Genomic DNA, 24,673 nt, shown 5'->3' with positions numbered 1-24,673 from the left:
TCGTCAGGCTCATAACCTGAAGGTCAGAGGTTCAAATCCTCTCCCCGCTCCCAATAACTTCCACTCAAAATTGCTATATCATCACTTAAACGAATTTTACTCGTTATATCAGTTTAAAATTTAATTTGATATTTATATATTGCTTGTTAATTGCTTTTAATTTGTAGGTCTGGTTCATTAAAAGAAATATTATTTTTCTGCAATGTCAATTCTATGAAAGGAGATTATGACACAAAAAAAAACTTACAATTCTATTAATCAGACTTGGTTTAAAATTCTTTTTTTGTTTCATTTTAGTTTTTTTTACAGTGTTTACTATTCTAAATGCGTTTTTTCACAGACTTATTCTGATCATGAAATTGATACATTAGACCAAAATGGTAAAAGTGTACCTTACGATTCAGATGGTGAATTATTTTTCCATAAATTAAATGAAAAGTTGGATCCTCATGGTGTGCAGTTTGCTTTAAGCTGGACAGGTGAAACAGCAGGTATTGTAAGGGGAGGACGTAGAAAGGGTGTCGATTATGCACATCAGATTGCTTTTTCAGTTGATATGGATTGGGAGAAAATTGCAGGTTTTAAAGGGTTTTCGACTCATGCGATGATTTTAAATCTAGCTGGGCGTAATGCCAGTTCCGATTATGTTGGGGATTCACAAATTCAGGCCCAGGAAATATATGGGGGTGGATATGACCGATTATTTCATATGAATTATATTTATATTGAACAACAGTTATGGAAAGATCAGGTTAATATTCGTGCAGGACGGTTAAGTGTTGGAAATGAATTTGCATCAAGTCCATTCGCATGTCAGTTTATGTTAATTGCAACTTGTGGTCAACCTAGGAGTATTCAGTCCCAACAAGGTTTCACACCCTGGCCTGGAACTGTTTGGGGGATTAGATTTTTATTTCATTTAGCAAAACAAAGTTACTTTCAATTGGGTGCTTATGAAAGTTCTCCATGGGGAACCGGTAAAGGGGGTGTCGCAGGTTTTGACTGGAGTACGAATGCTGCAACAGGTGTTTTTATGCCAATTGAATACAGTTATAACCCTGAATTTGGTAAAGATAAGTTAACGGGATATTATCATATAGGTGCTGGTCTTGATACCAGTCGTTTTCAAACTTGGTCTGCACAGGCTGTAAATGGAAATAAAAAAGATCATCGCAGTCAATTTTGGGTTATGATGGATCAGATGATTTTTCGTAATGACCCCAAGAAAGATCATGGATTATATTTAATTTTGAATTATGGACATGATTCAACAACAACTTCTACATTTAAGGATCTTTATAATGTAGGTTTTATTAATAAGGGATTTTGGAAGAAAAGACCCTATGACCAAATAGGCTTCATGTTTACCTATTATACAGTGCCTAAGAGTTTAAAACATGCACAAAAATATCAAATGACGCAATTGTCTTCCCCTTTTAATGCAAAGGTTTTGTCATTATTGAATGGTGCACCCGCAGCACAGACAAATTCTGCTTTGTTTGAATTGAATTATGGTATTTCTGCTTATCGGGGTGTTATGGTCATGCCAGTTGTCGAATATTTTCATCATGTTGCTGCCACTAAAGCCTACAAAGATGCTTTTGTTATTGGATTAAAAACCAATATTAATTTTTAGAAAATTTATTCAGAGGTTTTTGTTCAATCTATACTTATAAGATGTGAAATCCTTGTATCGTTTCATTATATTGTAAATTAATGAATAAATAGGTAATAATTTGTAGTGCGTATTTTTATTTTCCCTTTTATATAATGTATAATTAATACAGTTTAAAATTTACTGAAAAAAGGTGGTTTTTCTTTAATGAAACAAAAAGGAAATAGATTGGTTTTGGGGATAATTGGGGGATTGATGGTAAATTCAATGATTCCGTTCTTATCTTGTTTCGCACGTCACCACCATCATCACCATGTTCCCCCTCCAAAGACGGTTGAAAAAAAAGAAGATGAAAACACGCCGCAACAAACGATTAAAGACGCGGATTCCATTCCTTCAACCATCAGGCAAAAAATGCAGGAGAATCAAAGGGTTGAACATTATCAATCTTTAAAACAGGAAAACAAGCCCGCCTTGTTACTTCCCAATCATTATACAAGGGGTGATAAAGGCCATTTGAATGCTGAACAAGGTTGGGTGAACAGTAAACGTCAACGTGGTCATCATGATATTGGTATTAATGCACCGCTTCCTCAAACAGCGGATCCAACTCAAAATAAAACACGTAACGTTTTTCGTAGAGCAATGCCGATATATGAACCAAATTATTAAACGTTCATGAAACAATATTTAATTTTTCGGCAATTGCTTTTTTAGCCTGATTAATGGTTTCTTCAATGGGTTGTGTATTATTGTCAATATCAATAATGGGGGCACCATTATAGGTTAACTGTTGTAATGTTCCAATTTTTTTGATCATTGATTCAAGGCGATGATCAGGTTTTCTCTGTTGGGCTGTTTCAACGGTTACGTTTAGCCGTATAACCAGATCGGGTGTATGGTTGATCATCCAGTTATAAAGTGATCGTTCAAGCTTTGTGAGCAGGCGTGTTATGGACGACGCTGGGTTTTCTGTTGTCAGATCAGGTCCATCCAGTCCACCAATAACGGCAACTTGGGGAAATCGGTCAGTAAGAATGTAAAAGCCTTGCTTACGCAGTGAAAGCATCCTGTAAAAGCGGTAAACGCGACGTAGAGACATTATGAATATTCCCAATGCCAATAATGCGTTCGGTCCTTCTTTTGATTTAGCCTGTTTATTGGTCTTGGTAATATTTTTATCAAGTTTTTTCCCTAGAAACGGAAGTTTAATCAGACGTCTTCTTATATTTCCCGTTTGTCTGCCCAAGTGGCATAATTTTGTAGGATGAACTGAATTCAACCAGCGTTCCAATTCCAGACAGACTGTTGTTTTGCCAGATCCGTCGCACCCAATAATAGCAATAATCGGTGGCGTAGAAGATTGTGTCATAAATTATATATCTCTTGGTTATTTAAATGGGATATCGTAATCTTTCTATATTTCAATAGATTACGGTCAAATTTGATTTGTTAGTCAATGAAAACTGTATTATAAGACAACCTTTCCTAGTCTGTTAGGTTGGAAATTCCTTGGAATTTTTCAGTATAGAATCAGTAACTTAAAGCAAATAAGGCTTTAAGTTAAAACTTGTGTTCCAAAGATATCCATAATTATATACATAAATCTGTTATATTTTAGAAGATTATATATGCATAAAAAAAGATCAACTGAAAATCAGGGCCCATTAATTGCATTAGTCGGTTGTGATGGATCAGGAAAATCAACATTAAGTTTTGATCTTGCTGAAGCATTAAATCAAGGGCGACCTGCAAAGTGCTGCTATTTGGGCCAAGGATCAGGAAATATTGGTCGAAAGATCAGTCAATTCAGATTTGGGGGAAAAATACTTGGACGTATAATCGATAAGAAAGCGGGAACGGCCCGTACCAAGGGAAAAAAAATTCCTGGTGTTTTAACGGCCTTGGTCATTTTCTTTTTTTCCTGTGTTCGTTTTCTTAATTTTATAAAAATGTTGAAATTAAGAAAACAGGGGGTTTTGATTATTGCGGATCGCTATCCTCAGACAGATGTTGTAGGATTTTATGACGGACCCGGTTTGTCAGCTGCACATACGCAAAACCGTTTTATCCAGTTTCTTGTTAAAACAGAATACAGGCTTTATGATTACATGGCTTCCATAAAACCGGACTTGATAATTCGGTTGAACATTGATGTTGATACCGCATATCAACGTAAACAGGATCACGATTACAATTTGTTAAAAATCAAAGTGGAAGCCACTCAAAAATTAAAATTCAGAGGGGCACCAATTGTTGATATTGATGCTTCTTTGCCTTATAAAGAAGTTTATGAAACAGCTATGCGGGCAATTAGGAAAGTAGAAATTGCATATAGCGAAGGGAAAATAAGGAATTGATTATTGTTCAATCATAAAATGCTATTTTTAATAGGTTTTATTTTTCTTTTATTTGCTGTTTTTTTATTCCTTTGCACAGATCTGGATCAGAAACTCAATGGTGTTTTGCTTTCTGATCATGACAGTAGCTTGATTTATTGGAATAGACTTGTATCTAAATCGGGTTCATTTGCGGTTGTTCTTCCCTTAAGCTTAATATTCATATTATGGGTCTGGATTCATCGTTCGCATCGAGACGCGGTTTGGCTGTTTGTAATCTTGATTTCAGCGCGTCTGGTTTTTCTTTTAATGAAAAATATAATTGTTAGAGCAAGGCCCGCTTTTCCATTTTCTCATATTCATGCGACAACAGCCAGTTTTCCAAGTGGACATGCAGTCAATGGACTGATGTTTGTGTTGATTATATTATACTGTTTAAGGAATTACAGTTTGGTTTGTTGGATATCATTGATATGGGTTTTTTTAGTGGGATGGTCGCGTCTGGCATTGGGGGCACATTGGATAAGTGATATACTGGCAGGATGGGGATGTGCGATCATGTGGTTTGCTTTTATGATGGGGATTAGAAATACTGTATTTGTTCAAAAATTGCTAGATTATATTTTATAATCAGGCAGGTTTTTACTGTATTAATTTTATAGCGGAAATATCGTGAATTTTAAATTTTTTACCAAGCCACATAATATTATACAATTTGAGGGTTTCCATTTTTCTCGTTTTCAATGTGATCAGCTATATGAAATGATTTTGGTGGATGATGAAATTCACCTCAATGTTTCATTACCTGACAAACTTGTATTTGATTATACACAGGATCAACTGATTGACGGTTTTATGATTAGTCGTCAATTATGGGTGGAAGGGGTTATGGAACCCGCATTTATGAATATTTTGCATTCCTTGAGATACTCTTGCCATTTATCCAAGGAAAATAAAGCCGTTTACAAGAAGGTAAGGGCCAAATTCAAACATTTGTGCTATGCATATAGGGCTTTTGATGAACGCCATTGTAGACCGTACTGGCTTGGCAAGATGACGGGTTTATTAGGCAAATTACAGGATGGCTTCAAAAACAGGAAATCTCTCATTGTAAAACCAAGGGCGGTATTTCTGGATTATATTTGGCATGAAAAAGGGTTGTATTTATTAAAACGGGAAGTAAATTGCTTTTTTCCCTGCAACCTGAAAAGCTTTGTAAAATATTTTCGAAAGAGACTGGAAATCATTAAGAAAGAGCTTGCAACACATGTAACTATAACAGCTCATGAGTTTCATAACATGAGAAAAACAATCAGTATGATTGCAGCCACCTATGGTACTTTTGATGTTTTGTTTCCATCAGATTATCATCATCAGACTTTTCAATATTTATCGACAATTAATGGTATGATGGGCGATTATCATGATGAATTGGTGGAAAAAAAATTGAATAAAATTCAAAATTACTATTTTGATCGATTTATGATACCTGAAGAAATTAAGAACAGGTTAAACACTTTTGCAGGTCGTTTTATAGACGATAGTAATGATTTTTGTTGATCTTGTTTTACTTTATTGAATGGATAATCAATTTTAAAATGAACCACCAAGCGTAAATGGATGCTGATGATGATGCTTCATTATCATCTAGTAGTCCATGAGCGGTATTATTACGAAGATTAAATACTATTGGATCAATAAATAAACTTTTAAATTCAAAAAGTAAATTTACATCTAAAATTTTTTCTATTTCAGGTGATTTTAAAAGAGTATTCAGGCTATTATATGTTTCAATATTATTTTTATCCAAATTGCTGGTACGAACTTTAATTTTTTTAAGTTGATCTCTTATAATATTTTCAACTTGCGGGCAAAGTAGATAAATAGCAGCTATAAAATCCTTTTGAAAATCTGACCACAGGGCGTTTGCCATGATTTTTTCCCGATTTTTAGGAACAATAGGAGATTTATGACAGATATTTTCAAAAATTTCTTTTGAAAATTTATCTTCTTAATGAAGTTGGTTCAGCCTTTCATTAATCAATGATATGTTTGTATAAATAATTAATCTATATTTTTCTTGTTTTTTTTCATTTAATTTATTTTCTTCATCGTCAGGTGAGATTTTTGCGATTATACGTCCATCATCACTTCTATAATCTTTTGTAAATAAATTAGAGAAAAAAAATTGATCTGATTCTTTTACAGCATTTTGAACAAGATCTTGATAATCAATACCTAAACCGGTAAAATATTTGAGAGTTTCAATAGGATCTGTTTTGTTTGAAATGTGTTGTACAAATCCTTGCACTGAATTTGTAATATTAATGGGGCCTATATATATTTTACGCATATTTGCTAACACTATTTGGTTAGATTCTTTTAATTTAGCATGAAGGTTGTGTATTTTATTATCTACATCGTAATCGTTTCGATTTTTTTTAGGTATTTTATTATATGTTTGTAAAGCTTCCTCATAAATAGAATAAGCGCTACAATCATTATTTTTATATCTAAAATCTCCATGATATTCATGATATTCGGCTATGTTGAAAAGAGATTTTATTTCATTTTCTTTATCGTATAATTGTTTATATTTATTGTTTAGAAATGTTAAAATAATTATTGCTAAATGAAAATTATTTTCATTTTTAAGTTAAATTGCCTCTTGATATAATCTAGGCATTGCAATTTTTTGTAATACATCCTTATTTTTTGTTTTATCTATTAATTCTGCTAATATTAATATTAGTCCACTGTCATTTTCACTTTTAAAAACATATGTCAATTTAGATAGTATTTTATCTAATTGATTACTATCATTTATCTGTTGACACAAATAAATCGCACGTTCGTAGTATTTGTTCAAATCTTGGAACAGAAAACTTACATTTTTTTTGTTGTCAAAAGTGTAATAAGTGTATGAATCAATTGCGATTTGGGCATATTTATAATTTTTTGGTTCTTGAACAAGCCATAAAATATCGGCTATTCTTGCTTTTAACGATGGTTCAGGAATGTTATTTAATATAAGGCTTAAGAATTCAAGCTCTTCTTTTGTAAGATCTGAAGGTTCTTTAGTACGTTGTCCTAGTTTATTTATAAAAAAGCCCTAAAAGGTTTATCTTTATTATCAGCATCTAAATACATTAAAGAAATTTCCGCTAACAATTCAAAAATTTCATATTGTTCTTGCTGTCCAATATCTAGTTTTTCTTTTGCAATTTTTTTTAAACTAGAGTGAAGTTTATCGTAAAAAACATGGTTTTGTTCTGGTTCATATTTCCAATTACATTCAAGAAATGCTTCTTGCGTTAGTTTGGCGAACCTTTCATTGTTTTAAATTTCTTTCATGATTTTAAATTAAGGTTAAATTTGTTTCGAATAAAATATTACAAACGAAATGAAATTTAATGAAATTAAATTAAAATTGAAGAGAGATTAGTGTTTTGTGGCAAATCACTGCAAACTACTAAATAATATATTTATATATAATTAATTTTTATGGTGCCCAAGGGCGGAATCGAACCACCGACACAGCGATTTTCAGTCGCTTGCTCTACCGACTGAGCTACTTGGGCATCTTGATATTCGCTTTCGGTATTTGACGCGAATCAATGTATACAAAGCATTTACCCTACATTGGGATCAGGATCAAGTCTTTCTTTTATGGAATTTAGCAATTCTTTTTCTTCCTCTTCATTTTGTGGAGGGGATGCAATGCGATAATCCTCGTAAAACCAACGACCTAGATCAATATCGGCGCATCGTTTAGAACAAAATGGTTTGAATTTTTCTTGGGCCGGTTTTTTACAGATAGGACAATGTAACGCAGGTTTATTCATAAGAAAAATCCCATTCTTGAGGTTTAAATGTTAAATCCGCTTTTAGTTGTAGCGATATAGAACATCGTCGTTCAAAATCTTTAATGGCATATTCATCCTTTAGTAATGCCTGATATAAATGGGGGTGAAGTTTCAATTTTAAAAGATGATAACGGTAATGGTGATTGACTGAATTGAATTCCAGCATGACCTTCGCAAGGATCTTAACAGCTTTTCCGTGATCCGAGGTTAACAGTTCATGAAGGGGTGGGCGTTTTCTCATTCGAACGATTTCGGCCAATCCCAGGTGCGTAAATCCCAATAATCGGGGGGATAATGGATCATTGGCCAATGCGTCATTGATGTCCTGTTGTAATAAACGTCTTTTTTTGATTGGCAGACCTATTAGATCAATAAAAATTGCACCTGATAGATTACGCAATTTTATTTGATGCAATAATGGTGGCAAAGCGATACGGTTTGCGTCAAATTGCGCCTTTATTTTTGTTTGATTTTCTTGGCTATGGCTTACACTATCCATATCAATAGCGACGAGAGCCGGGGTCGGGGTAATTGATGCTTGAATTCCTTTTGGTAATTTAACGGATGATTCCATTAATGTCTCAATCTGTTCCGATATAATGCTTGGACAGGAGGTCTGCGCAATTTGAACACGATTATGCAACGAACTTGGTAGGATATGAATAAGGTGCGGATCATCAATTATGATTGGTAAATTTTCCCAAAATCTTGAAAGATCTTCTAAAGGAGACGGTCCTTGTTGGATCAGATGTATTTCAGTGCTTTTCTGGATATTGATGGATAGGTTTTTGGTATCCAAACGGACATTTTTTCCATTCTGGGCACTTCGTGAGACTTTGACAATTATTTTATCGCCATTGTGCAGATTTTTGGCACCTGCATTATCAGGCAAAAAACCGGATATGTTTTTACCCAGAAGAATAAAGGCTCCACCTAATGCAGGTAAATGGGCGGTAACCCGACCATAGTAAATGTCCCCGAAACCATCAGGAAATCCAGGATACCATAAGGCATAATCTAAGAGAGTGTCATGATGGGTAACGGCAATATGTATTAGACCAGGCGCTGAAATAACCCAGATTTGAGGCATCAGGGGATTAATCCTTGACCGCGTATAAGCTGGGCTGTCTCAAATAATGGAAGACCGACAACATTACTGTAGCTCCCATTTATGGATTTGATAAAACTGGATGCATAACCCTGAATGGCATAGGATCCAGCCTTGTCTTTCCATTCATCGGTTTCTAAATAAGAAAAGAGTTGTTTATCAGTCAATCGTGAAAAATGCACGATAGTACAGACAAGACGTGAGGAGATCCGTTGTGTCTTTGCATTATACAATATAACAGCTGTATAAACTCTATGTCTTCGACCAGACAGTAAACGTAATTGTTTTTCCGCGATTTTTACATCTTGCGTTTTATTTAAAATACGTCGTCCTGCTGCCGCAACCGTATCAGCGGCTAAAATCATGGGTGATTCAAGAGAGAGTTCCCTGCCAGCCGATAGTTTTTCCTGTGCAAGGCGCTGAACATACTGTCTGGGCAATTCTTTTTTTTGGGGCGTTTCATTAATTCGAGGATGAACGATTTTTTCAGGATTAATGCCGATTTGTTCAAGCAGTTGTAAACGTCTTGGTGATGCGGAGGCCAGCGTAATTGGAAAATCAGAATTTTCCATCAAGAAAGAGGAATGATGCATTATTATTTAAAGCGGAACGTGATGCGACCTTTGGTTAAATCATAAGGGGTCATTTCAACGCTTACGCGATCACCCGCCAAAACACGAATACGGTTCTTGCGCATTTTACCGCTGGTGTGGGCCAAAATAACATGTTCATTATCCAATTTTACACGAAACATTGCGTTCGGCAAAAGTTCAGTAACAGTTCCGTTGAATTCGATCATATCTTCTTTAGACATTTTTAGTATATATATCCTTCAAGTTAAAACAATTAATTTTGTTCTTACCATAACGATGAATATTGAAAAATGTCCAGTTTTATTTATGCAAACTGTCCAAACGGGAGGAAATACTTAAGGCATGTGCGGTTAAACCCTCAGTTTTTGCTATCGCCACTGCAGCAGGTCCCACTTTTTCAATACCCTTTTCATCGCTTTTAAGGAAAGTCGTTCGTTTAAGAAAATTAAAAACCGATAATCCGGATGAAAAACGTGCAGTACGACTGGTTGGCAAAACATGATTGGGACCGCCAACATAATCTCCAATTGCCTCAGGACACCATTTCCCAATGAATATTGTGCCGGCATGTTTGATTTTGCTGAATAGGTTATCTGGATTTTCAAGCATGAGCTCCAGATGTTCAGGGGCAATCCGGTTGATAAGGGGAATGGCTTCTTCCCAGGATTTTACAACAAGAATAGCACCATGATTTTTCCAGCTTGTTTTCGCTATTTCTTTTCGTGAAAGACTTTTCAATTGTTCATTGACAGCTTGCGAAACTTGATGGGCAAATTCCTCATTATCAGTAATAAAGATTGATTGTGCCATGGTATCATGTTCCGCTTGTGCCAAAAGATCCAGGGCGATATGTGTTGGATTATTATGCCGGTCAGCAACAACCACAACCTCGGAGGGGCCTGCGACGCTATCAATACCGACCAAACCGAAAACCTGTCTTTTTGCTTCGGCGACATAGGCATTGCCAGGACCAACAATATAGTCAACGGATTCAATGGTTTGTGTCCCGAAGGTCAGGGCGGCAATGGCTTGTGCTCCACCAACACGGTAAATTTCGGTAACACCTGCCCTATAAGCCGCAGCCAAGACGAGAGGGTTTAAATGGCCATCCGGGGTCGGGACACACATTGCCAACCGTTTGACTCCAGCAACCTTGGCCGGGATAGCATTCATTAAAACGGATGAAGGATAGGCAGCGGTACCTCCTGGAACATATAATCCGGCGGAATCCATGGCATTCCAGCGATACCCAAGATTAAATCCACAATCATCCCGGTAATCAAGATCGGGAGGCAATTGTTTTTCATGGAATTTTTGAATTCGTTGGGCGGCTAGATCAAGTGCATCAAGCAATTCCGGATCAATTTTCTTGCAGGCTTGCTTTATTTCCTGTTCTGTGATCCGTAATTCCGTGGGAGACAGTAACAAACGGTCAAAGCGTTTGGTATATTCACAAAGTGCATCATCGCCATCATTTTTTACAGCCTGTAGAATCTCTGTTACGGGTTTTGTTGCTTGTGAAGTGTCTGCTGTTCGCGCGGCAAGAAGATTACAGAAAAATGTTTTAAAATCCGGTTGATTTGTTGATATGATTTTCATGATATATCTTCATTGTTTGGAAGGGTGACAAGTTGGCGAAACCGTTCAATTAATGCATTAACGCGGGCAGATTGTGTTTTTAAGGCGGTGCGATTGATGATGAGACGGCTGGAGATTTGTGTAATCGTTTTAATTTCCTGTAGACCATTGGCCCTTAGGGTTGATCCTGTATCGACAAGATCCACAATCAAGCTGGATAATTTCAAGACAGGCGCAAGTTCCATGGCACCATGCAAATTAATGATATCTGCTTGCACGCCTTTACTGGCAAAATAACGTTGGGTGATATTCGGATATTTGGTTGCAACACTTATCTGTGACCAACGCGCGGGGTCTTCCAGATTTTTATTTTTTGTATCCGCTAATTGCGCGATAGATAAACGACAGCGTCCTATATTGAGATCAAGAGGTGCATAAATATCCGAATAATCAAATTCCATCAGGACATCGGAACCACAAACACCCAGAGAAGCCGTGCCAAAAGCTACAAATGTTGCGACATCGAAAGAACGGACGCGGATAATGTCAAGTCCAGGGTCATTTGTCTTAAAGCGAAGAAGGCGGCTGTCTTTATCAAAGAAAGCGGGTTCTGGTATAATATTGGCTGTTTCAAGAAGAGGGAGACAATCCTTTAGTATCCTTCCTTTAGGAAGGGCTAAAATAAGAGGGTTTGATTTCACGCCAGGTACAGACATTTAAAGTGTAAGCAAAAGTGGATCTGATTATAATAAAATTGTTAAATAATTTAAGGTTTAACTATAATCAGATCATTAGTATAAAACAAGTTCTCTTCTATGAGGAATGAAAATATTATTTAGTCTTGATTCTTTCAATTTGAGCACCGCAGGCAGACAGTTTTTGATCGACTGCTTCATAACCGCGGTCTAGATGATAAATCCTGTTCAGGCTTGTTTCTCCGGCTGCGGCCAGACCGGCTAGGATTAACGAAAACGAAGCCCGTAGATCCGTTGCCATAACAGGCGCGCCGGATAGGGAATGAACACCACGAATAATTGCTGAAGAACCATGAACATTGATTCTTGCACCCATACGGTTCAGTTCTGGGACATGCATGAAACGGTTTTCAAAAATTGTTTCCGTAATCATGCTCGCTCCTTCAGAAATTGAGAGAAGGGCCATGAATTGGGCCTGCATATCCGTCGGAAAACCTGGATAGGGTTCTGTCATGATATCAATGCCTCTTAAATCACCCGTGCGCCGGACAAGAATGGCGTTTTTTTCCGGAAACACCTCTACCCCAGCCTCTTCCAACGCATGAATAACAGATCCCATGGCATGAATGTCGGCTCCGATCAGGCGCAGTTCTCCACCTGTAATACCGGCTGCACAGGCATAGGTACCGCATTCAATTCGATCAAACAGGATGGAATGTTCCGCGCCATGTAAATGATCCACGCCATCAATGATCAGATGACTTGTTCCTTTACCCTCTATTTTTGCACCCATCGCGATCAAACAGTCAATAAGATCGCAGATTTCAGGTTCACGGGCTGCATTCAACAGTTCCGTTCTGCCTTTGGCAAGGCAGGCAGCCATGATTGTATTTTCTGTAGCGCCAACAGAAACAAATGGAAATACAAAGCGACCTCCACGTAATCCCTTGGGTGCAGTTGCAATAACATATCCCTGATCAATTTCGATTTCAGCGCCCAAGGCTTTGAGTGCATCCAGATGAAGATTAACAGGACGGGTTCCGATTGCACATCCTCCCGGCAGGGAGACCTTGGCCTTACCACAACGTGCAAGAATGGGTCCTAGAACAAGGATAGAGGCTCGCATTTTCGAAACGATATTGTAGGGAGCTTCGGTGTTTGCAATATCCCCTTGAAAAGTGATATGATGTGGATCCTTGTCATTATAAGTGATAGTAAGACCATGTTGTTGCAGAAGTGCGCACATGGTACGTATATCAACAATACTTGGAATATTTCTTAGTGATAAAGGTTCAGGGGTAAGCAAGGCACATGCCATGATTGGCAAAGCTGCGTTTTTTGCCCCCCCAATGACGATATCACCATATAAGGGTCTGCCCCCACGGATTAAAAAGCGATCCATTCTTTTTTTTTCATTTATAAGCGAGGGGTAGCGACACCCATCTGTTTCATGTATTTGCCATTTTTATCGGCATAACTGACTTCACAAGGTTCACTGCCCTTGAGAAAAAGAAGCTGGCAGATTCCTTCATTCGCGTAAATTTTGGCAGGAAGGGGAGTGGTATTACTGATTTCAATCGTAACCTGCCCCTCCCATTCAGGTTCCAGGGGAGTGACATTTACAATTATGCCGCAGCGTGCATATGTTGATTTTCCCAGACAGATGACCAAGATATCTTTTGGAATACGAAAATATTCCACGGTTCTGGCCAGAGCAAAGCTGTTGGGCGGAATCACGCATACATCTGTTTTACGGGTTACAAAACTGCTTGGCGTAAAATTTTTAGGATCTACAATGGCATTGTCGACATCTGTAAAGATTTTGAACTCATCTGCAACACGGGCGTCATATCCGTAAGATGATACACCATAAGAAATTATTCCCAGACGATGCTGTTTATCAGCAAAAGGTTCAATCATTCCTTTTTCTTTAGCCATCTGTTTAATCCAGCGATCAGGCATAATTGGCATAAAGCTACTCCCTACCCTTTATATCTTTGCGTTTTAATTAAATAAATTTGAAATGATAAACAAGTATTTTGTAAACAAACCTTTACAAAAATTATTTTACGTCAGTGGTTCTCGCTCTTTTCTTTCACGCTGTTGCTGTTTTCTGCGTTTTAGATTCTCGCGTAACGCCGCGGCTTCCTTGTCGCGACGTTGAGTTATAGAATCTTTCAAAATTATTTTTTTTGGCTCACTATTCATAATGAATCAATTTACCTAATTTTTTGAAAGAATCAACAAAGCTTATTTTAAATGTTGGACTGCAAAAGCCGCAGCCGCTCCTAAAAGCCCTGGTTGTGGATAGGTAAGAATTTCAACAGGGATATCAGCCAGCATTCTTTCAAAGCGACCCTTATCAACAAACCGTTCTGCAAAACCCGAATGGGGAAGATAATCGGCTAGAAGAAGACCGATGCCACCACTAATTACAACACGGTTGGCCAATTGTACCAGAGCCATGTCGGAGCAGAAAGTTCCCAAATTCAGACAAAACCGTTCCAGTGCAGCCGTGGCAAGATGGTCGGTACCCTTTAATGCGGCCTCCCATAGATTGCTATCGCTGTGATGGGTAACAGGCAGTCCGGCATTTGCGCCAAGCGCATCATAGATATTGCCCAATCCGGGACCAGAAATGATCCGTTCTGCGGAAACCCTGCGATAATGTTGTTTCAGGTACCGTAAAATACTGATTTCGATATTGTCACAAGGGGCATAAGAGGAATGCCCGCCTTCACTTGGAATAACGGTATATTTGTCTGTATCAAATGCAAGAGAAGCCACTCCCAGTCCTGTTCCAGGACCGACAACTGTGGTTATTCCTTGAGGACTTTCTTTTCTTCTTGGGCCACAAACATGTTTAAGATGGTCCTCTTGACAGTTGGCGATCGCATGTCCAATTGCTTCAAAATCATTTATCAGAACAAGCTTTTCCAGATTTAGCTGTTGGGGAATAAGGGCGGGCCGAATGATCCATGGACTGTTTGAAAATTTGAGAATATCACCTCGAATCGGACAGGCAATTGCCATGGAGGCTTGTTTAGGCAAAGGACGGCCAACCTTTTGTCCAAAGGCATCCCATGCAAGTTGCAAAGTTGCATAATCTGCTGTTTTTAAAATGGTTTCGCTGTCAATGGTAACGACCTGTCCATTTTGTATCTTGGCAATTGCAAAACGTGCATTTGTCCCTCCGATATCTGCAACGACAATTTCAATGGGAGCATCAACAGGAGTGGAGTTATTCTTGGAGTTGGACATAATAAAAATCTCCATTTAAGAGGATTAAAACAAATAATATTAACAATATTTTTGTTCACATAAATTTGAATTTAATTTAAGGATTTTTAATATTTTTTTCAACTTTTTGTTAAATTCGTTAAGGCATTTTTTGGGTAAAGATTAAAAACAATCTCTTTAGACTATTGCGAAGCGGTTGTGCTCGGTAAGGTTAAGTTAATCTCTGGATGTGTTGTTATTATAAGCTGCATAGCTTGATTGACTTGTTTCAGGGATAAAGATTGCGATGAAATGGGTGTGATCAGACGAGCCTTACGTACAGTAACAAGATTATTCACAAATTTTTGTCGGTTTTCCAAATCTATTGTCGCGGAATAATAGCAGTTTTCCTGATCTCTTTTCTGAAGAATGAGATTGATGCCCTGTTTTTCTGTTTTATCATTCAGGTAGAAAATAATTCCCGTATTTGGCCAAAGTGGCGTTACGGCATTGAGCGTGATTTTTTCAGCTGAAAAGGAAATATATAAGATTGGTGCAGCTCGGGACATTCTCTCATTCCACCAAGCAAGTGTCGGTGGATTAGATTGGGGATAATATAACCATTCCCCAAATTTTATGTTTTCGCTGGTTTGCCGGGTTATTTTTTGTGTTTTCAGAGTTTCAGAATATGTTGTCACAGAATAGGATGTTGTAAATAAACTCACACCCAGAACAAATAATTGACATGTTTTTGATAAAGAAATCATGGAATACGTTACCCTTCATAAATTAATTCTAGAGTAAAGGTTTAAAACCGAAGTTTAAAGCAAAAACTATGATTTGTTCTGGTTTACATAAATTAAATTTGATCCTTCATCATGGATTGAGCCTTTTGCAAATCCTCCTGGACCTTTTCTTTCAACTTGGGAACGCTTCCTTTAGGACTCATGATGCATAGTCGCCAATTTTTATTTTTATCATGTTGGTCAGGGTCACCGCTTCCCCAGCACCAGCCTTTATCTTTCATCTTTTTTAAATAATCGTTACGTGTTGTACACACTGATTTTCTGGTTGGGCTATTTAATGGTTCTGAGGCGTGATCAATACATTTTTTGACATAATAATCAGCCTGTTGAAAAAGAGGCACTAAATCTGGAGACATCCCGTCAGGAGGGCTAACAGGTTCAGGATTTGTTTTTCTTGTGACTAGGGGAGGGGGGGCTTTCAGATTTTTTTCCTTGATTACATTCATGAAAGAATTCAATGCAGATCGTTCACCATTCATGTCAATTGGAATTGAGGTTGAAATCGAAAGATTCAAAATCATTGGTGAACTGTGTTGCAAAGCATTAATGAATTTTGTGATGTTATCTGTGTAGATAGCGGTAGAATAGGTTACCCAGCCATTATGATCCCTTGTCTTGTTTAGGGTCACGGAAACTTCCCTGATGTTCCAGGTTATATAAGAAAGCTTGAATTCCCGATAAGTATTTTTTTTGGCTGTTACATCAAGGGTTATTCTGTGTTCGGAAGGTGTAATATATAAATTTAAATTGGAAGTTGAATTTCTGTTCCAGTTAAGGGAGGCATGATTTTTACCGACAATCACATTCCAGTCATGAAAATCTTTTTCTTTAATGATGGAATGAATTTCCTCATTTTTTATTGTGGAAGGATAAGTTTTAGGATCAGGGGAGGATGAGGCCGTTGAAATATTGGCAAATGTTGAGAGTGGAAAAAAAGTTAAAAGGTAAAATAATTTACGCATTGGAATACCTGATTGCCTCGAAAAAGAATTAATTGCATTATAATATGAAAGTGGTAAAGCAAAGCAAAGAATATTTTTATTAAATAATGTTTTATAACTTCCATTATTTTATTACAAGTAAGGAACAGTAAGATATAATTCGTATTTTTTCTAAATTGTATTCTGTAAGGATGGTATTGTTAAAGTGAAAGCACAAAGTTTAAAAGATCTGGCGGCACGTTCCCCAGTGACTGAAAATTTATATAATCAGCATGGCTGTAATGATGTCATGACGGCATTTAATATCGCTAATCACTTACATTTATACGGTTTTTTAGAAGAGGCAGCAGCTTTTTATCAAGAGGCGATTAATTATCGTAAATTAGAAGCCGAAGCACATCCACGTGAAGCTATATTATTGCAGGTTAAACTGTTGTGTTTGGTAAAGGCCGGTATAGCTCTGGATGAAAAAGATTGCCAAAGGTTGCATGAGCTTTCCCCATCCTTGATGAATTATATTAGGGGTGTTGAAGAATATAGATGCGGAAAAATTGATGCTTTACAGGCGATAAAGAAAATTGATCATACTTTTGAACAATTTCATACAGGTGAAGAAATTGATGCTATTAATGTTGGTTTAATTCATGATGCATTGAAATCTGATATTTTCCCTGAGAGAATGGTTAAGAATAAGATTCCTCAATCTATTTTTTTTTACTGGGATCAGAATTTACCGGAGGATGTTAAGGAAAACATTGAGCATCATCAGAAGTTCCAGCATTTTAAAGTAGAGGTTTTTGACAGGGATAGGGCTTGTGAATGGTTATATGGCTATTACGGGCGTGATGCCAGGGAACTTTTTCTAAAATCCAGACATCCTGCAGAGGCTGCGGATATTTTGCGCGTTCATGTCATTAATCTATTGGGTGGGTTTTGGGTAGATGCGGATTTGAAAATTGTTTCTGAAAATCAGTTTATTGAAATGATTCCGGCAAATTATGATGCGGTTTTTTTTCTGACTGAGGGAAATTTTGTTCATAATGATCTTTTTGGAGCCCAACCGCATAACGTTTTTTTAGAAGATTGTTTGTTGTCTATCTATCACAATTGTTATAAATATGATGGTTTATTTATTTCTTATAAAACAGGTCCGGGTGTTTTTATGAGAGCATTAAATAGAATTTATTCGCGTTGTATAAAAGAAAGAAAATTGAAATATCCTTCTTTGAAAATTATGGATTCTTCATTTTTTTCCAAATTAACTGAACAATATCCAGTTGCATACAAACAAAAAGGGACCTGGAGTTCAGTTTGATAGTCAATAGTGGTCTCATATTTGAAATATTAAGCAATTTTAGAATTGAATATATAATTAAGGTAAAGTTAAAATTATGACTGATGATATGAATTTGGATGTTGGTTATGAGGAGATTTTATCTGTTTGTCCCCAAGCTTTGGATGTTTTCAAACATCATGGGGCAAAAGATTTAAATCCCTTGTTTGATATTGCAAACATTCTCTCGACAAATCATTTTTATTCCGAGGCAGCTTTTTTCTATAAAATAGCGTTTGATACCCACTCCAAAAGTCCAACCCAATATCCATTGGCTCATGTTTTACTTATGGCCCGTCAGGTTGCTTTACTGAAAGCAAGTCTGCCTTTAAAGCAGGAAGAACTTGAACAGTTAAAAAATCTATGTATTCCTTTATATAATTTTGTGGTTGGATGGAAACAATATAGAGAAAACAATGATGCTTTTAATGCCATTCGAATTATGCAAAATTGTTATGAGGAATTTCATACCGGTGAGGAAGCCGATACAATCTATCTTACAATTATGATGAATATCTTTAATCCCGCATCATCGATAGGAATTAAAAATAGAGAAGTGGGTAGGGCCGATTTTAGTGTTATTCCCAATAATTTATTTTTATATTGGGATCAGAATCCTCCGGAGGAAATAAGTAATAATTTTAAATTTCTAAAAGAACTTGGTCATTTTAACCTAAAAATTTTTGATAAGGCGGAAGCAACAGAGTGGTTATATCAAAATTACGGTGTAGAAGCACGGCAAATCTTTCTTTCTGCTCGTCATCCAGCTGAAGCAGCGGATTTTTTAAGAGTTCACGTTATTAACTATTATGGTGGCTGGTGGCTGGATGCTGATATTCAGATTCAATCTGTTGAAAAATTTTACTCAATAACTCCTGCTATTTATGATCATGTATTCTTTCTAACGCATAATAATGTAGTTCATAATGACTTTTTTGGTTCTGTTGCGAAAAGTCCTATTCTAGAAGAATGTATGTTGAGTCTTTACCGGAATAGTTATTTGCATCAGGGTTTATTCATTGCCTACAAGACAGGCCCAGGAGTGTTCGCGCGTGCACTGAACCGTCATTTTTATCGTGCTTTGCGTGGAGAGGCAAAATATCCATCCTGTATATTATTGGATCATCAAAAATTTGCCGAGGTTATAAGGGAGTTTGATACACCTTATAAAGGAACAACTACAAGCTGGATGGCTGTTTGAAGAATAGCTGATTGTTTATTAAAATTCAATGACAATGGGGGCGTGGTCAGAAGGTTGGGTTTTGGCTCGTTCCTCTTTATCAATCCAGCAATTTTTTAATTGTTCAGTTATTTTTGCTGACAATAGAACGTGGTCAATTCGAAGACCTGCATTTCGTTGCCATGCAGCTTTGGTGTAATCCCAAAAACTATATTCGATTGTATCAGGATGGAGAATGCGAAATGCATCCGACAGACCCAACCATAAAAGCGTATAAAAACCTTTTCGGCTTTCCGGACGGATCAATGCGTCATCGGAAGAAAGTATATTGGTGGTTAAATCACTGTCGGTGGGGCAAATGTTGAAATCACCTGCAAAAATACAGTTTTGTTTGTCGTTCAATAAGGATTGGGCATGTTTGATTAATGCATTGATAAAATCCATTTTGAATTGAAATCCCTCTTCGCCGCCGGAATTACCATTTGGCAAATATAGATTGCAGAGATGAATGTCTCGACTCTCAATCTCGAGATATCGAGCATGGTCTTTTGTATTCTGTAGATCAGGTAAATCCGTATGAAGCAATTTATAGGGATGGCGGCTTAAGGTGGCAACCCCGTTATAGGCTTTTTGTCCATGTACGATAACATGATAGCCTAAGGCTTTAAAACTTTCCGATGGAAACTGTGCGTTCTGGCATTTGATTTCCTGTAAAAAGAGCCAGTCAGGTTGTTCTTTTTGAAGCCATTTTTGAACATGGGAAAGTCTTTGGCGAATAGAGTTAACATTCCAGCTAGCAATCTTCATCAGGATAATCCTTGGTATGAAAAGATACAAATTGAATTCCAGTCAAATTAATCTCATTATATCTTGATGGCAAGGGTGGACAGATGATCCTTTTCGTCTCTAAGCTTTGATTTTTTGTGATTGGAAAAAATAAAATTCCGGATGATTGGATTATGTAAAATCGAGAGTGCTGTATTTTAATCTAATACATATATGATTGTAGTCATTGAATTTTGGTCGTATTTTAAAATAAATTGAGAGCTATATACCATTACAATTTTATAATGATATAATTAGAATAATAAATGATCAGGATAATTTAAATTGATTATGTTGGATAAATTTAGGCGTGGCAATCATGAATTTAGCACCTTATGCCGTTCAGGAAAAAACAGCTCGGGGACGATTTTATCCTGAAACGGAGGCACAAGGTCGTAACCCCTGGCAAAGAGATCGGGATCGTGTAATCCATTCTACAGCTTTCCGTGTATTGCAATATAAGACGCAGGTTTTTATCAATCACGAGGGTGATTTTTTTCGAACTCGTTTGACGCATTCGTTGGAGGTTGCGCAAATTGCCTGTTCTGTTGCTCGCGCTTTGAAATTAAATGTGGATTTGACAGAATGTTTGGCGCTGGCACATGATTTGGGACATTCACCCTTTGGACATGCTGGAGAAAGGGCTCTGGCAAAGATGATGCAGGATTATAACGGTTTCAGTCATAATGACCAGTCATTAAGACAGGTAACGTTATTGGAGCAACAATATATTGCCTTTAATGGACTCAATTTGACTTGGGAAAGTTTAGAGGGATTAGCCAAACATAATGGGCCGGTTGACAATCCCGACCCTTATTTAGAACGGATTAATCGGTCATATCCCTTGGATTTGTTCAATTATGCATCAGCGGAAGCCCAAATAGCATCAATTTCCGATGATATTGCCTATCATAGCCATGATTTGGATGATGGTTTACGTGCGGGATTGATAGAATTTAAAGATTTGGAAGATCTTCCCGTTGTTGGAGAGGCTTTATATGAAGCAAGAAAACAAATGGAGCAATGTAAATTTAAGGATAGTCTTCAAAAGCGTTTGAGATATGAAGTAATAAGACGGGTTATCGATTGTCTGGTTCGTGATTTGAAAAAACAGACTGCTGACAACTTAAGCGGTTTGAACCCGAAGACGCCAGAGGATATCAGAAATTGTACATATGGGATCGTGCAATTTAGTCCTAAAATTATGGAAGGCAATCAAAAAATTCGTAAATTCTTGTATCAGAATTTATATTCGCATTGGCGTGTCAATCGTATGAGTCGAAAGGGGGAATTGTTGGTTCAGCATTTATTCGAGATTTTATCTGAAAATGTTGATTTGTTACCCAAAAAATGGCAAATACGTGCCTTGGAGGCAGGAAAAAGAAAACAGAAATCAGGTATTTTACGGGTTATTACGGATTATATTGCTGGTATGACAGATCGTTATGCAATAGAAGAGTATCAAAGACTGACCGATTTATCTATTTTGTCGTAAAAATCTAAATAATTTGTTGGATGGTTCAAAGTCTTGTTTAGGGTATAATCAATTTTATTTTCAGGATTGCTGAATAATTGGGTATGGATAAGGTGTTTATAAAGAAAGATAATTTTTGTATGGCTGAGCAGAATTTATATGTTTCCTTTTATCATTGTGTTATAAAGGCCTTGCGACAAATTTTACCTGATTTGTCAGAAGATTTGATAAAAAGAATTGAATTGACACCTACACGTGATGTTTCACATGGGGATATGGCGACGAATGCAGCCTTGATTACGGCAAAAATTGCCAAGCGTCGGCCACAGGAAATTGCCAAGGAATTGGCTGAACGCCTTCAATCTGTTTCTGGTATTGAAAAGGCTGAACCTGCTGGGCCGGGATTCGTGAATTTGAAATTGGCCCCTTCTGTTTTTCAAAATCTCGTTTCAACGATTTTGCAGATACAGGAAGCGTATGGAAACAGTCAAATTGGAAATAATATCAAAACCAACATTGAATATGTATCTGCCAATCCGACAGGGCCAATGCATGTAGGTCACTGTCGTGGCGCGGTCGTTGGGGATGTGTTGGCCAATTTGATGGCTAAGGCTGGTTTTGACGTTACCAAGGAATATTATATCAATGATGCAGGTAATCAGGTTGTTGCATTAACATGGGCAGCCTATTGGCGTTATGTCCAGGTTCTTGAAGGAGATTGTTCCCCGACTGATTTTGAAGAGCGTTACAAGGCGTACATGCCAACCGGTTTACAATACCAAGGAGATTATCTTATTCCAGTTGGACAGGATCTTGCTCAGCAATATGGTAAGACATTATTGCAGGGCATAGAACAAAAACCGTTTCCAGCATGGTTTGAAAAAGTTAAACAGTGCGTTTTGACTCACATGATGCATGATATCCGCCAAGATCTGAAAGCTTTAGGTGTTTTGCAGGAAGAATTCATCTCAGAACGTGCAATTCTTGAATCTGGTATAGCCGATCAGGCAATTCGGATATTGGAAAAAAAGGGACTGGTGTATACAGGTATACTGGAGCCTCCCAAAGGGAAATTGCCAGATAACTGGGAGGCTCGTCCACAAACACTTTTTAAATCAACGGCTTATGGTGACGACGTGGATCGTCCCTTACGGAAATCTGATGGCAGTGCAACATATTTTGCTAATGATATAGGTTATCATTATGATAAAATAAAAAGAGGTTATCAGATTCTATTGGATGTATGGGGTGCAGATCACGGTGGGTATGTTTCCCGTATGAATGCGGCAGTAAAAGCTCTAAGTCCAGTGGATGTGTCAACTGATTTTGAAGTTATTTTATGTCAGATCGTTCGAGTTGTTCGTAATGGTGAGGTTGTAAGGATGTCCAAACGGGCAGGCACTTTTGTAACATTACGCGATCTGATCGATGAAGTTGGAAAAGACGCGGTGCGGTTTACCATGTTAACACGTAAATCTGATGCGCAAATGAATTTCGATCTTGAACAGGTTGTTGCTCAAACCCGTGACAATCCTGTTTTTTATGTTCAATATGCGCATGCAAGATGCCGTTCCGTTTTGCGTTCTGCTGAAGAGATTTTTGGTCAAGAACGATTAACGGCCTCCGATCTGGCAAATGCGGATCTGTCCAATATCAGAAATGAAGAGGAATTAGCGGTTATGCGGCGACTTGCACAATGGCCCCGTACAGTTGAAAGTGCCGCCTTGATGCGTGAACCACATCGTATTGCCTATTATTTGATGGAGCTTGCATCAGATTTTCATGCATTGTGGAATGCCGGACGGGATGATGCGACTTTACGCTTTATCCAAAAAGGTGATGTTCATGGCACGTTGGCCAGAATGGCGTTGATTGAAGCTATTGCAAGTGTAATTCGTTCTGCTATGCAGGTCTTGGGAATAGAACCAGTTGAGGAAATGAGATGATGGATCAAAATTCACCTGAACCCCCTAGAAAAAGATCATTTTTTGATGATGATTCCATGGAAGCCTCTCGTTCGGGTCAGGGTAGAGAGAATATGATACGTGGACAAGACCCGCGTATGAATCCTGCCCGTGAAGATGATGGACGATTGTCTCCACGTCAAAATCGTCCTGATCCAAATGGCAGGGAAAGAATGGCATCACGTTATCATGAAGAAGACGATGAAGAAGACGAATATGATGAGGATTATGATCGTCGCGGACAGCCACGTTTCGCATTTATGCAGAATTTATTTCATGGAGATTTCTCGACACGTCGATTAGCCTATGCCGCAGCGGGAATTGGCGGTATTTTATTGCTTTTCATTGGAGGGTGGATGATGTCTCATGCAGGACATCAGGGTATTCCCGTTTTTGAACCGCCTCAAATTGCTGCCAAGGAAAAACCTTTACCGGAAAACAACACAGAAACTATTGGTATGGATAAGGCTGAAGGTCAAATGGAAGCGAATGGAAAACCTGTTCTTGCGCCTGGACCTGAACAGGCTGACCCATCGGCATTAGCTGCACAATATGGAACAGGCAATTCAACAGCCTCTAATAATCGGACTCCCGCAATGACCAATATGAATGGCAATGTTATGGATAATGGAGTATCGTCTCCCAATAATGTACCTTCGGTTGCAGCTCCATCGACGGCAACGTCATCAATGGGTAATGACTTGCCAGAGAATAAAAACAAAAAGCAGGCACAATCAAAGGAAGATGAGGGTAATGTCTCTGATGAACAATCGGATGAGGCAGAAAAATCTGTTGTGCCTGTTCCTTCAAAAAAACCTATTCGGCATCATCGTCAAGATAACGGTAAAAAAGTCCCTTCTGTAAAATTGGAAGAAAAACGTGTAGGAAATGGTCATTTTATTGTGCAGCTGGCTGCATTAGGGTCAAATGCTGCAGCACAAAAACAATGGCAGGTCATGCGCAAAAAAGCCCCAGAGTTATTGGGGCAATATTCTCCCACCATTCAAAAGGCTAATGTTAAGGGTAATACGATTTATCGAATAAGAATTAAGGGTTTTACCTCCAAGACTCAGGCAAATAGTTTTTGTAGCCAATTGAAAACGAAAAGTCTTTCTTGCACGTTGGCCAATTTTTAAT

General features: G+C 37.7%; 26 protein-coding genes and 1 tRNA gene. 10 read left to right on the top strand and 17 right to left on the bottom strand.

Translation table 11 applies throughout. The features are described 5' to 3' along the window. The first annotated feature begins 226 nt into the window (after positions 1-226). Together H3R33_RS08415 and H3R33_RS08410 are read left to right on the top strand one after the other, a co-directional pair. A complete protein-coding gene (locus H3R33_RS08415) occupies positions 227-1,636 on the top strand; it encodes a carbohydrate porin (protein ID WP_198185380.1) in 1,410 nt (469 codons plus the stop codon). Positions 1,637-1,822: 186 nt separating this feature from the next. Then, a complete protein-coding gene (locus H3R33_RS08410) occupies positions 1,823-2,287 on the top strand; it encodes a hypothetical protein (protein WP_198185381.1) in 465 nt (154 codons plus the stop codon). Between the two features lie 4 nt (positions 2,288-2,291). On the opposite strand, the gene H3R33_RS08405 is transcribed toward H3R33_RS08410, so the two are convergent. After that, positions 2,292-2,987 (bottom strand): nucleoside triphosphate hydrolase, encoded by a 696-nt coding sequence (locus H3R33_RS08405; protein ID WP_155567636.1) that lies wholly within the window; start codon positions 2,985-2,987, stop codon positions 2,292-2,294. Between the two features lie 259 nt (positions 2,988-3,246). Here H3R33_RS08405 and H3R33_RS08400 point away from each other — a divergent pair, with 259 nt between their 5' ends. Genes H3R33_RS08400 through H3R33_RS08390 form a run of 3 tightly spaced genes read left to right on the top strand, consistent with a single transcriptional unit; the run spans position 3,247 to position 5,514 of the window. Then, positions 3,247-3,975: a hypothetical protein gene (locus H3R33_RS08400; protein ID WP_196424200.1), complete on the top strand. Its 729-nt coding sequence runs from the start codon at positions 3,247-3,249 to the stop codon at positions 3,973-3,975. A gap of 3 nt (positions 3,976-3,978) precedes the next feature. After that, a complete protein-coding gene (locus tag H3R33_RS08395) occupies positions 3,979-4,584 on the top strand; it encodes a phosphatase PAP2 family protein (RefSeq protein WP_110439340.1) in 606 nt (201 codons plus the stop codon). Positions 4,585-4,626: 42 nt separating this feature from the next. Next, positions 4,627-5,514: a hypothetical protein gene (locus tag H3R33_RS08390; RefSeq protein WP_198185382.1), complete on the top strand. Its 888-nt coding sequence runs from the start codon at positions 4,627-4,629 to the stop codon at positions 5,512-5,514. A gap of 7 nt (positions 5,515-5,521) precedes the next feature. Here the strand turns inward: H3R33_RS08390 and H3R33_RS08385 are convergent, their stop codons facing one another. The 15 genes from H3R33_RS08385 to H3R33_RS08315 all read right to left on the bottom strand — a co-directional run bounded on the left by H3R33_RS08385 (position 5,522) and on the right by H3R33_RS08315 (position 16,781). Continuing rightward, positions 5,522-5,887 carry a DUF4209 domain-containing protein gene (locus H3R33_RS08385; RefSeq protein WP_198185383.1) on the bottom strand — a complete coding sequence of 122 codons (366 nt, stop codon included), beginning with the start codon at positions 5,885-5,887 and terminating at the stop codon, positions 5,522-5,524. Positions 5,888-5,965: 78 nt separating this feature from the next. Beyond that, complete coding sequence (locus H3R33_RS08380; protein WP_198185384.1) at positions 5,966-6,319, bottom strand: hypothetical protein; 354 nt, start codon at positions 6,317-6,319, stop codon at positions 5,966-5,968. A gap of 1,140 nt (positions 6,320-7,459) precedes the next feature. Further along, a tRNA-Phe gene (locus H3R33_RS08375) sits at positions 7,460-7,535 on the bottom strand. Positions 7,536-7,586: 51 nt separating this feature from the next. Beyond that, positions 7,587-7,799, bottom strand: coding sequence for a DNA gyrase inhibitor YacG (locus tag H3R33_RS08370; RefSeq protein ID WP_155566314.1), 213 nt, complete (start codon positions 7,797-7,799; stop codon positions 7,587-7,589). Next, positions 7,792-8,910 (bottom strand): ribonuclease E/G, encoded by a 1,119-nt coding sequence (locus tag H3R33_RS08365; protein ID WP_198185385.1) that lies wholly within the window; start codon positions 8,908-8,910, stop codon positions 7,792-7,794. Before H3R33_RS08365 ends, H3R33_RS08370 begins: the two co-directional genes overlap by 8 nt. Further along, positions 8,910-9,521 carry a nucleoside triphosphate pyrophosphatase gene (locus H3R33_RS08360; protein ID WP_198185386.1) on the bottom strand — a complete coding sequence of 204 codons (612 nt, stop codon included), beginning with the start codon at positions 9,519-9,521 and terminating at the stop codon, positions 8,910-8,912. Before H3R33_RS08360 ends, H3R33_RS08365 begins: the two co-directional genes overlap by 1 nt. A 2-nt stretch (positions 9,522-9,523) precedes the next feature. Beyond that, a complete protein-coding gene (infA, locus tag H3R33_RS08355) occupies positions 9,524-9,742 on the bottom strand; it encodes a translation initiation factor IF-1 (RefSeq protein ID WP_110439346.1) in 219 nt (72 codons plus the stop codon). Positions 9,743-9,821: 79 nt separating this feature from the next. Then, the gene (gene hisD / locus H3R33_RS08350) at positions 9,822-11,120 is read right to left on the bottom strand and encodes a histidinol dehydrogenase (protein ID WP_198185387.1); all 1,299 of its coding nucleotides are present in this window, start codon (positions 11,118-11,120) and stop codon (positions 9,822-9,824) included. Further along, positions 11,117-11,815 carry an ATP phosphoribosyltransferase gene (gene hisG / locus H3R33_RS08345; protein ID WP_155566318.1) on the bottom strand — a complete coding sequence of 233 codons (699 nt, stop codon included), beginning with the start codon at positions 11,813-11,815 and terminating at the stop codon, positions 11,117-11,119. The genes hisD and hisG overlap by 4 nt, the downstream gene beginning before the upstream one ends. 115 nt (positions 11,816-11,930) lie before the next feature. Continuing rightward, positions 11,931-13,196: a UDP-N-acetylglucosamine 1-carboxyvinyltransferase gene (gene murA / locus H3R33_RS08340; RefSeq protein ID WP_198185388.1), complete on the bottom strand. Its 1,266-nt coding sequence runs from the start codon at positions 13,194-13,196 to the stop codon at positions 11,931-11,933. Positions 13,197-13,210: 14 nt separating this feature from the next. Beyond that, positions 13,211-13,765, bottom strand: a complete 555-nt coding sequence (dcd, locus tag H3R33_RS08335) for a dCTP deaminase (RefSeq protein WP_198185389.1) — start codon at positions 13,763-13,765, stop codon at positions 13,211-13,213. Positions 13,766-13,861: 96 nt separating this feature from the next. Further along, positions 13,862-14,002: a hypothetical protein gene (locus tag H3R33_RS08330; RefSeq protein WP_162988518.1), complete on the bottom strand. Its 141-nt coding sequence runs from the start codon at positions 14,000-14,002 to the stop codon at positions 13,862-13,864. Positions 14,003-14,044: 42 nt separating this feature from the next. Beyond that, on the bottom strand, positions 14,045-15,055 hold the full coding sequence (gene glk, locus H3R33_RS08325; RefSeq protein ID WP_198185390.1) for a glucokinase: 1,011 nt from the start codon (positions 15,053-15,055) through the stop codon (positions 14,045-14,047). 161 nt (positions 15,056-15,216) lie between these two features. Further along, a complete protein-coding gene (locus tag H3R33_RS08320) occupies positions 15,217-15,780 on the bottom strand; it encodes a hypothetical protein (RefSeq protein ID WP_198185391.1) in 564 nt (187 codons plus the stop codon). Between the two features lie 92 nt (positions 15,781-15,872). After that, positions 15,873-16,781 (bottom strand): hypothetical protein, encoded by a 909-nt coding sequence (locus H3R33_RS08315; protein WP_198185392.1) that lies wholly within the window; start codon positions 16,779-16,781, stop codon positions 15,873-15,875. A gap of 184 nt (positions 16,782-16,965) precedes the next feature. On the opposite strand from H3R33_RS08315, the gene H3R33_RS08310 reads away from it, so the two are divergent. Together H3R33_RS08310 and H3R33_RS08305 are read left to right on the top strand one after the other, a co-directional pair. Then, complete coding sequence (locus tag H3R33_RS08310; protein ID WP_122122968.1) at positions 16,966-18,075, top strand: hypothetical protein; 1,110 nt, start codon at positions 16,966-16,968, stop codon at positions 18,073-18,075. A gap of 76 nt (positions 18,076-18,151) precedes the next feature. After that, positions 18,152-19,294 (top strand): hypothetical protein, encoded by a 1,143-nt coding sequence (locus tag H3R33_RS08305; protein ID WP_198185393.1) that lies wholly within the window; start codon positions 18,152-18,154, stop codon positions 19,292-19,294. Between the two features lie 18 nt (positions 19,295-19,312). Here the strand turns inward: H3R33_RS08305 and xth are convergent, their stop codons facing one another. Further along, positions 19,313-20,080, bottom strand: coding sequence for an exodeoxyribonuclease III (gene xth / locus H3R33_RS08300; RefSeq protein ID WP_110439356.1), 768 nt, complete (start codon positions 20,078-20,080; stop codon positions 19,313-19,315). Positions 20,081-20,417: 337 nt separating this feature from the next. On the opposite strand from xth, the gene H3R33_RS08295 reads away from it, so the two are divergent. The 3 genes from H3R33_RS08295 (at position 20,418) to H3R33_RS08285 (ending at position 24,672) form a co-directional block, all read left to right on the top strand. Then, the gene (locus tag H3R33_RS08295) at positions 20,418-21,593 is read left to right on the top strand and encodes a deoxyguanosinetriphosphate triphosphohydrolase (protein ID WP_110439357.1); all 1,176 of its coding nucleotides are present in this window, start codon (positions 20,418-20,420) and stop codon (positions 21,591-21,593) included. Positions 21,594-21,712: 119 nt separating this feature from the next. Beyond that, the gene (argS, locus tag H3R33_RS08290; RefSeq protein WP_198185394.1) at positions 21,713-23,518 is read left to right on the top strand and encodes an arginine--tRNA ligase; all 1,806 of its coding nucleotides are present in this window, start codon (positions 21,713-21,715) and stop codon (positions 23,516-23,518) included. Further along, a complete protein-coding gene (locus H3R33_RS08285; RefSeq protein WP_198185395.1) occupies positions 23,515-24,672 on the top strand; it encodes an SPOR domain-containing protein in 1,158 nt (385 codons plus the stop codon). Before argS ends, H3R33_RS08285 begins: the two co-directional genes overlap by 4 nt. Position 24,673: the final 1 nt, after the last annotated feature.

This window comes from Commensalibacter sp. B14384M2, assembly GCF_016101865.1.
Classification (GTDB): Bacteria; Pseudomonadota; Alphaproteobacteria; order Acetobacterales; family Acetobacteraceae; genus Commensalibacter; species Commensalibacter melissae.
This window is presented reverse-complemented; position numbering and strand designations above follow the sequence as displayed.

Coding starts and splice junctions, on each gene's coding strand:
- H3R33_RS08285 (WP_198185395.1), top strand. CDS start 23,515: ATGATGGATCAAAATTCACCTGAACCCCCTAGAAAAAGATCATTTTTT.
- hisD (WP_198185387.1), bottom strand. CDS start 11,120: ATGAAAATCATATCAACAAATCAACCGGATTTTAAAACATTTTTCTGT.
- H3R33_RS08400 (WP_196424200.1), top strand. CDS start 3,247: ATGCATAAAAAAAGATCAACTGAAAATCAGGGCCCATTAATTGCATTA.
- H3R33_RS08315 (WP_198185392.1), bottom strand. CDS start 16,781: ATGCGTAAATTATTTTACCTTTTAACTTTTTTTCCACTCTCAACATTT.
- H3R33_RS08385 (WP_198185383.1), bottom strand. CDS start 5,887: ATGGCAAACGCCCTGTGGTCAGATTTTCAAAAGGATTTTATAGCTGCT.
- xth (WP_110439356.1), bottom strand. CDS start 20,080: ATGAAGATTGCTAGCTGGAATGTTAACTCTATTCGCCAAAGACTTTCC.
- H3R33_RS08320 (WP_198185391.1), bottom strand. CDS start 15,780: ATGATTTCTTTATCAAAAACATGTCAATTATTTGTTCTGGGTGTGAGT.
- glk (WP_198185390.1), bottom strand. CDS start 15,055: ATGTCCAACTCCAAGAATAACTCCACTCCTGTTGATGCTCCCATTGAA.
- dcd (WP_198185389.1), bottom strand. CDS start 13,765: ATGCCAATTATGCCTGATCGCTGGATTAAACAGATGGCTAAAGAAAAA.
- murA (WP_198185388.1), bottom strand. CDS start 13,196: ATGGATCGCTTTTTAATCCGTGGGGGCAGACCCTTATATGGTGATATC.
- argS (WP_198185394.1), top strand. CDS start 21,713: ATGGCTGAGCAGAATTTATATGTTTCCTTTTATCATTGTGTTATAAAG.
- H3R33_RS08405 (WP_155567636.1), bottom strand. CDS start 2,987: ATGACACAATCTTCTACGCCACCGATTATTGCTATTATTGGGTGCGAC.
- H3R33_RS08410 (WP_198185381.1), top strand. CDS start 1,823: ATGAAACAAAAAGGAAATAGATTGGTTTTGGGGATAATTGGGGGATTG.
- H3R33_RS08365 (WP_198185385.1), bottom strand. CDS start 8,910: ATGCCTCAAATCTGGGTTATTTCAGCGCCTGGTCTAATACATATTGCC.
- H3R33_RS08415 (WP_198185380.1), top strand. CDS start 227: ATGACACAAAAAAAAACTTACAATTCTATTAATCAGACTTGGTTTAAA.
- H3R33_RS08330 (WP_162988518.1), bottom strand. CDS start 14,002: ATGAATAGTGAGCCAAAAAAAATAATTTTGAAAGATTCTATAACTCAA.
- H3R33_RS08295 (WP_110439357.1), top strand. CDS start 20,418: ATGAATTTAGCACCTTATGCCGTTCAGGAAAAAACAGCTCGGGGACGA.
- hisG (WP_155566318.1), bottom strand. CDS start 11,815: ATGTCTGTACCTGGCGTGAAATCAAACCCTCTTATTTTAGCCCTTCCT.
- H3R33_RS08305 (WP_198185393.1), top strand. CDS start 18,152: ATGACTGATGATATGAATTTGGATGTTGGTTATGAGGAGATTTTATCT.
- H3R33_RS08360 (WP_198185386.1), bottom strand. CDS start 9,521: ATGCATCATTCCTCTTTCTTGATGGAAAATTCTGATTTTCCAATTACG.
- H3R33_RS08370 (WP_155566314.1), bottom strand. CDS start 7,799: ATGAATAAACCTGCGTTACATTGTCCTATCTGTAAAAAACCGGCCCAA.
- infA (WP_110439346.1), bottom strand. CDS start 9,742: ATGTCTAAAGAAGATATGATCGAATTCAACGGAACTGTTACTGAACTT.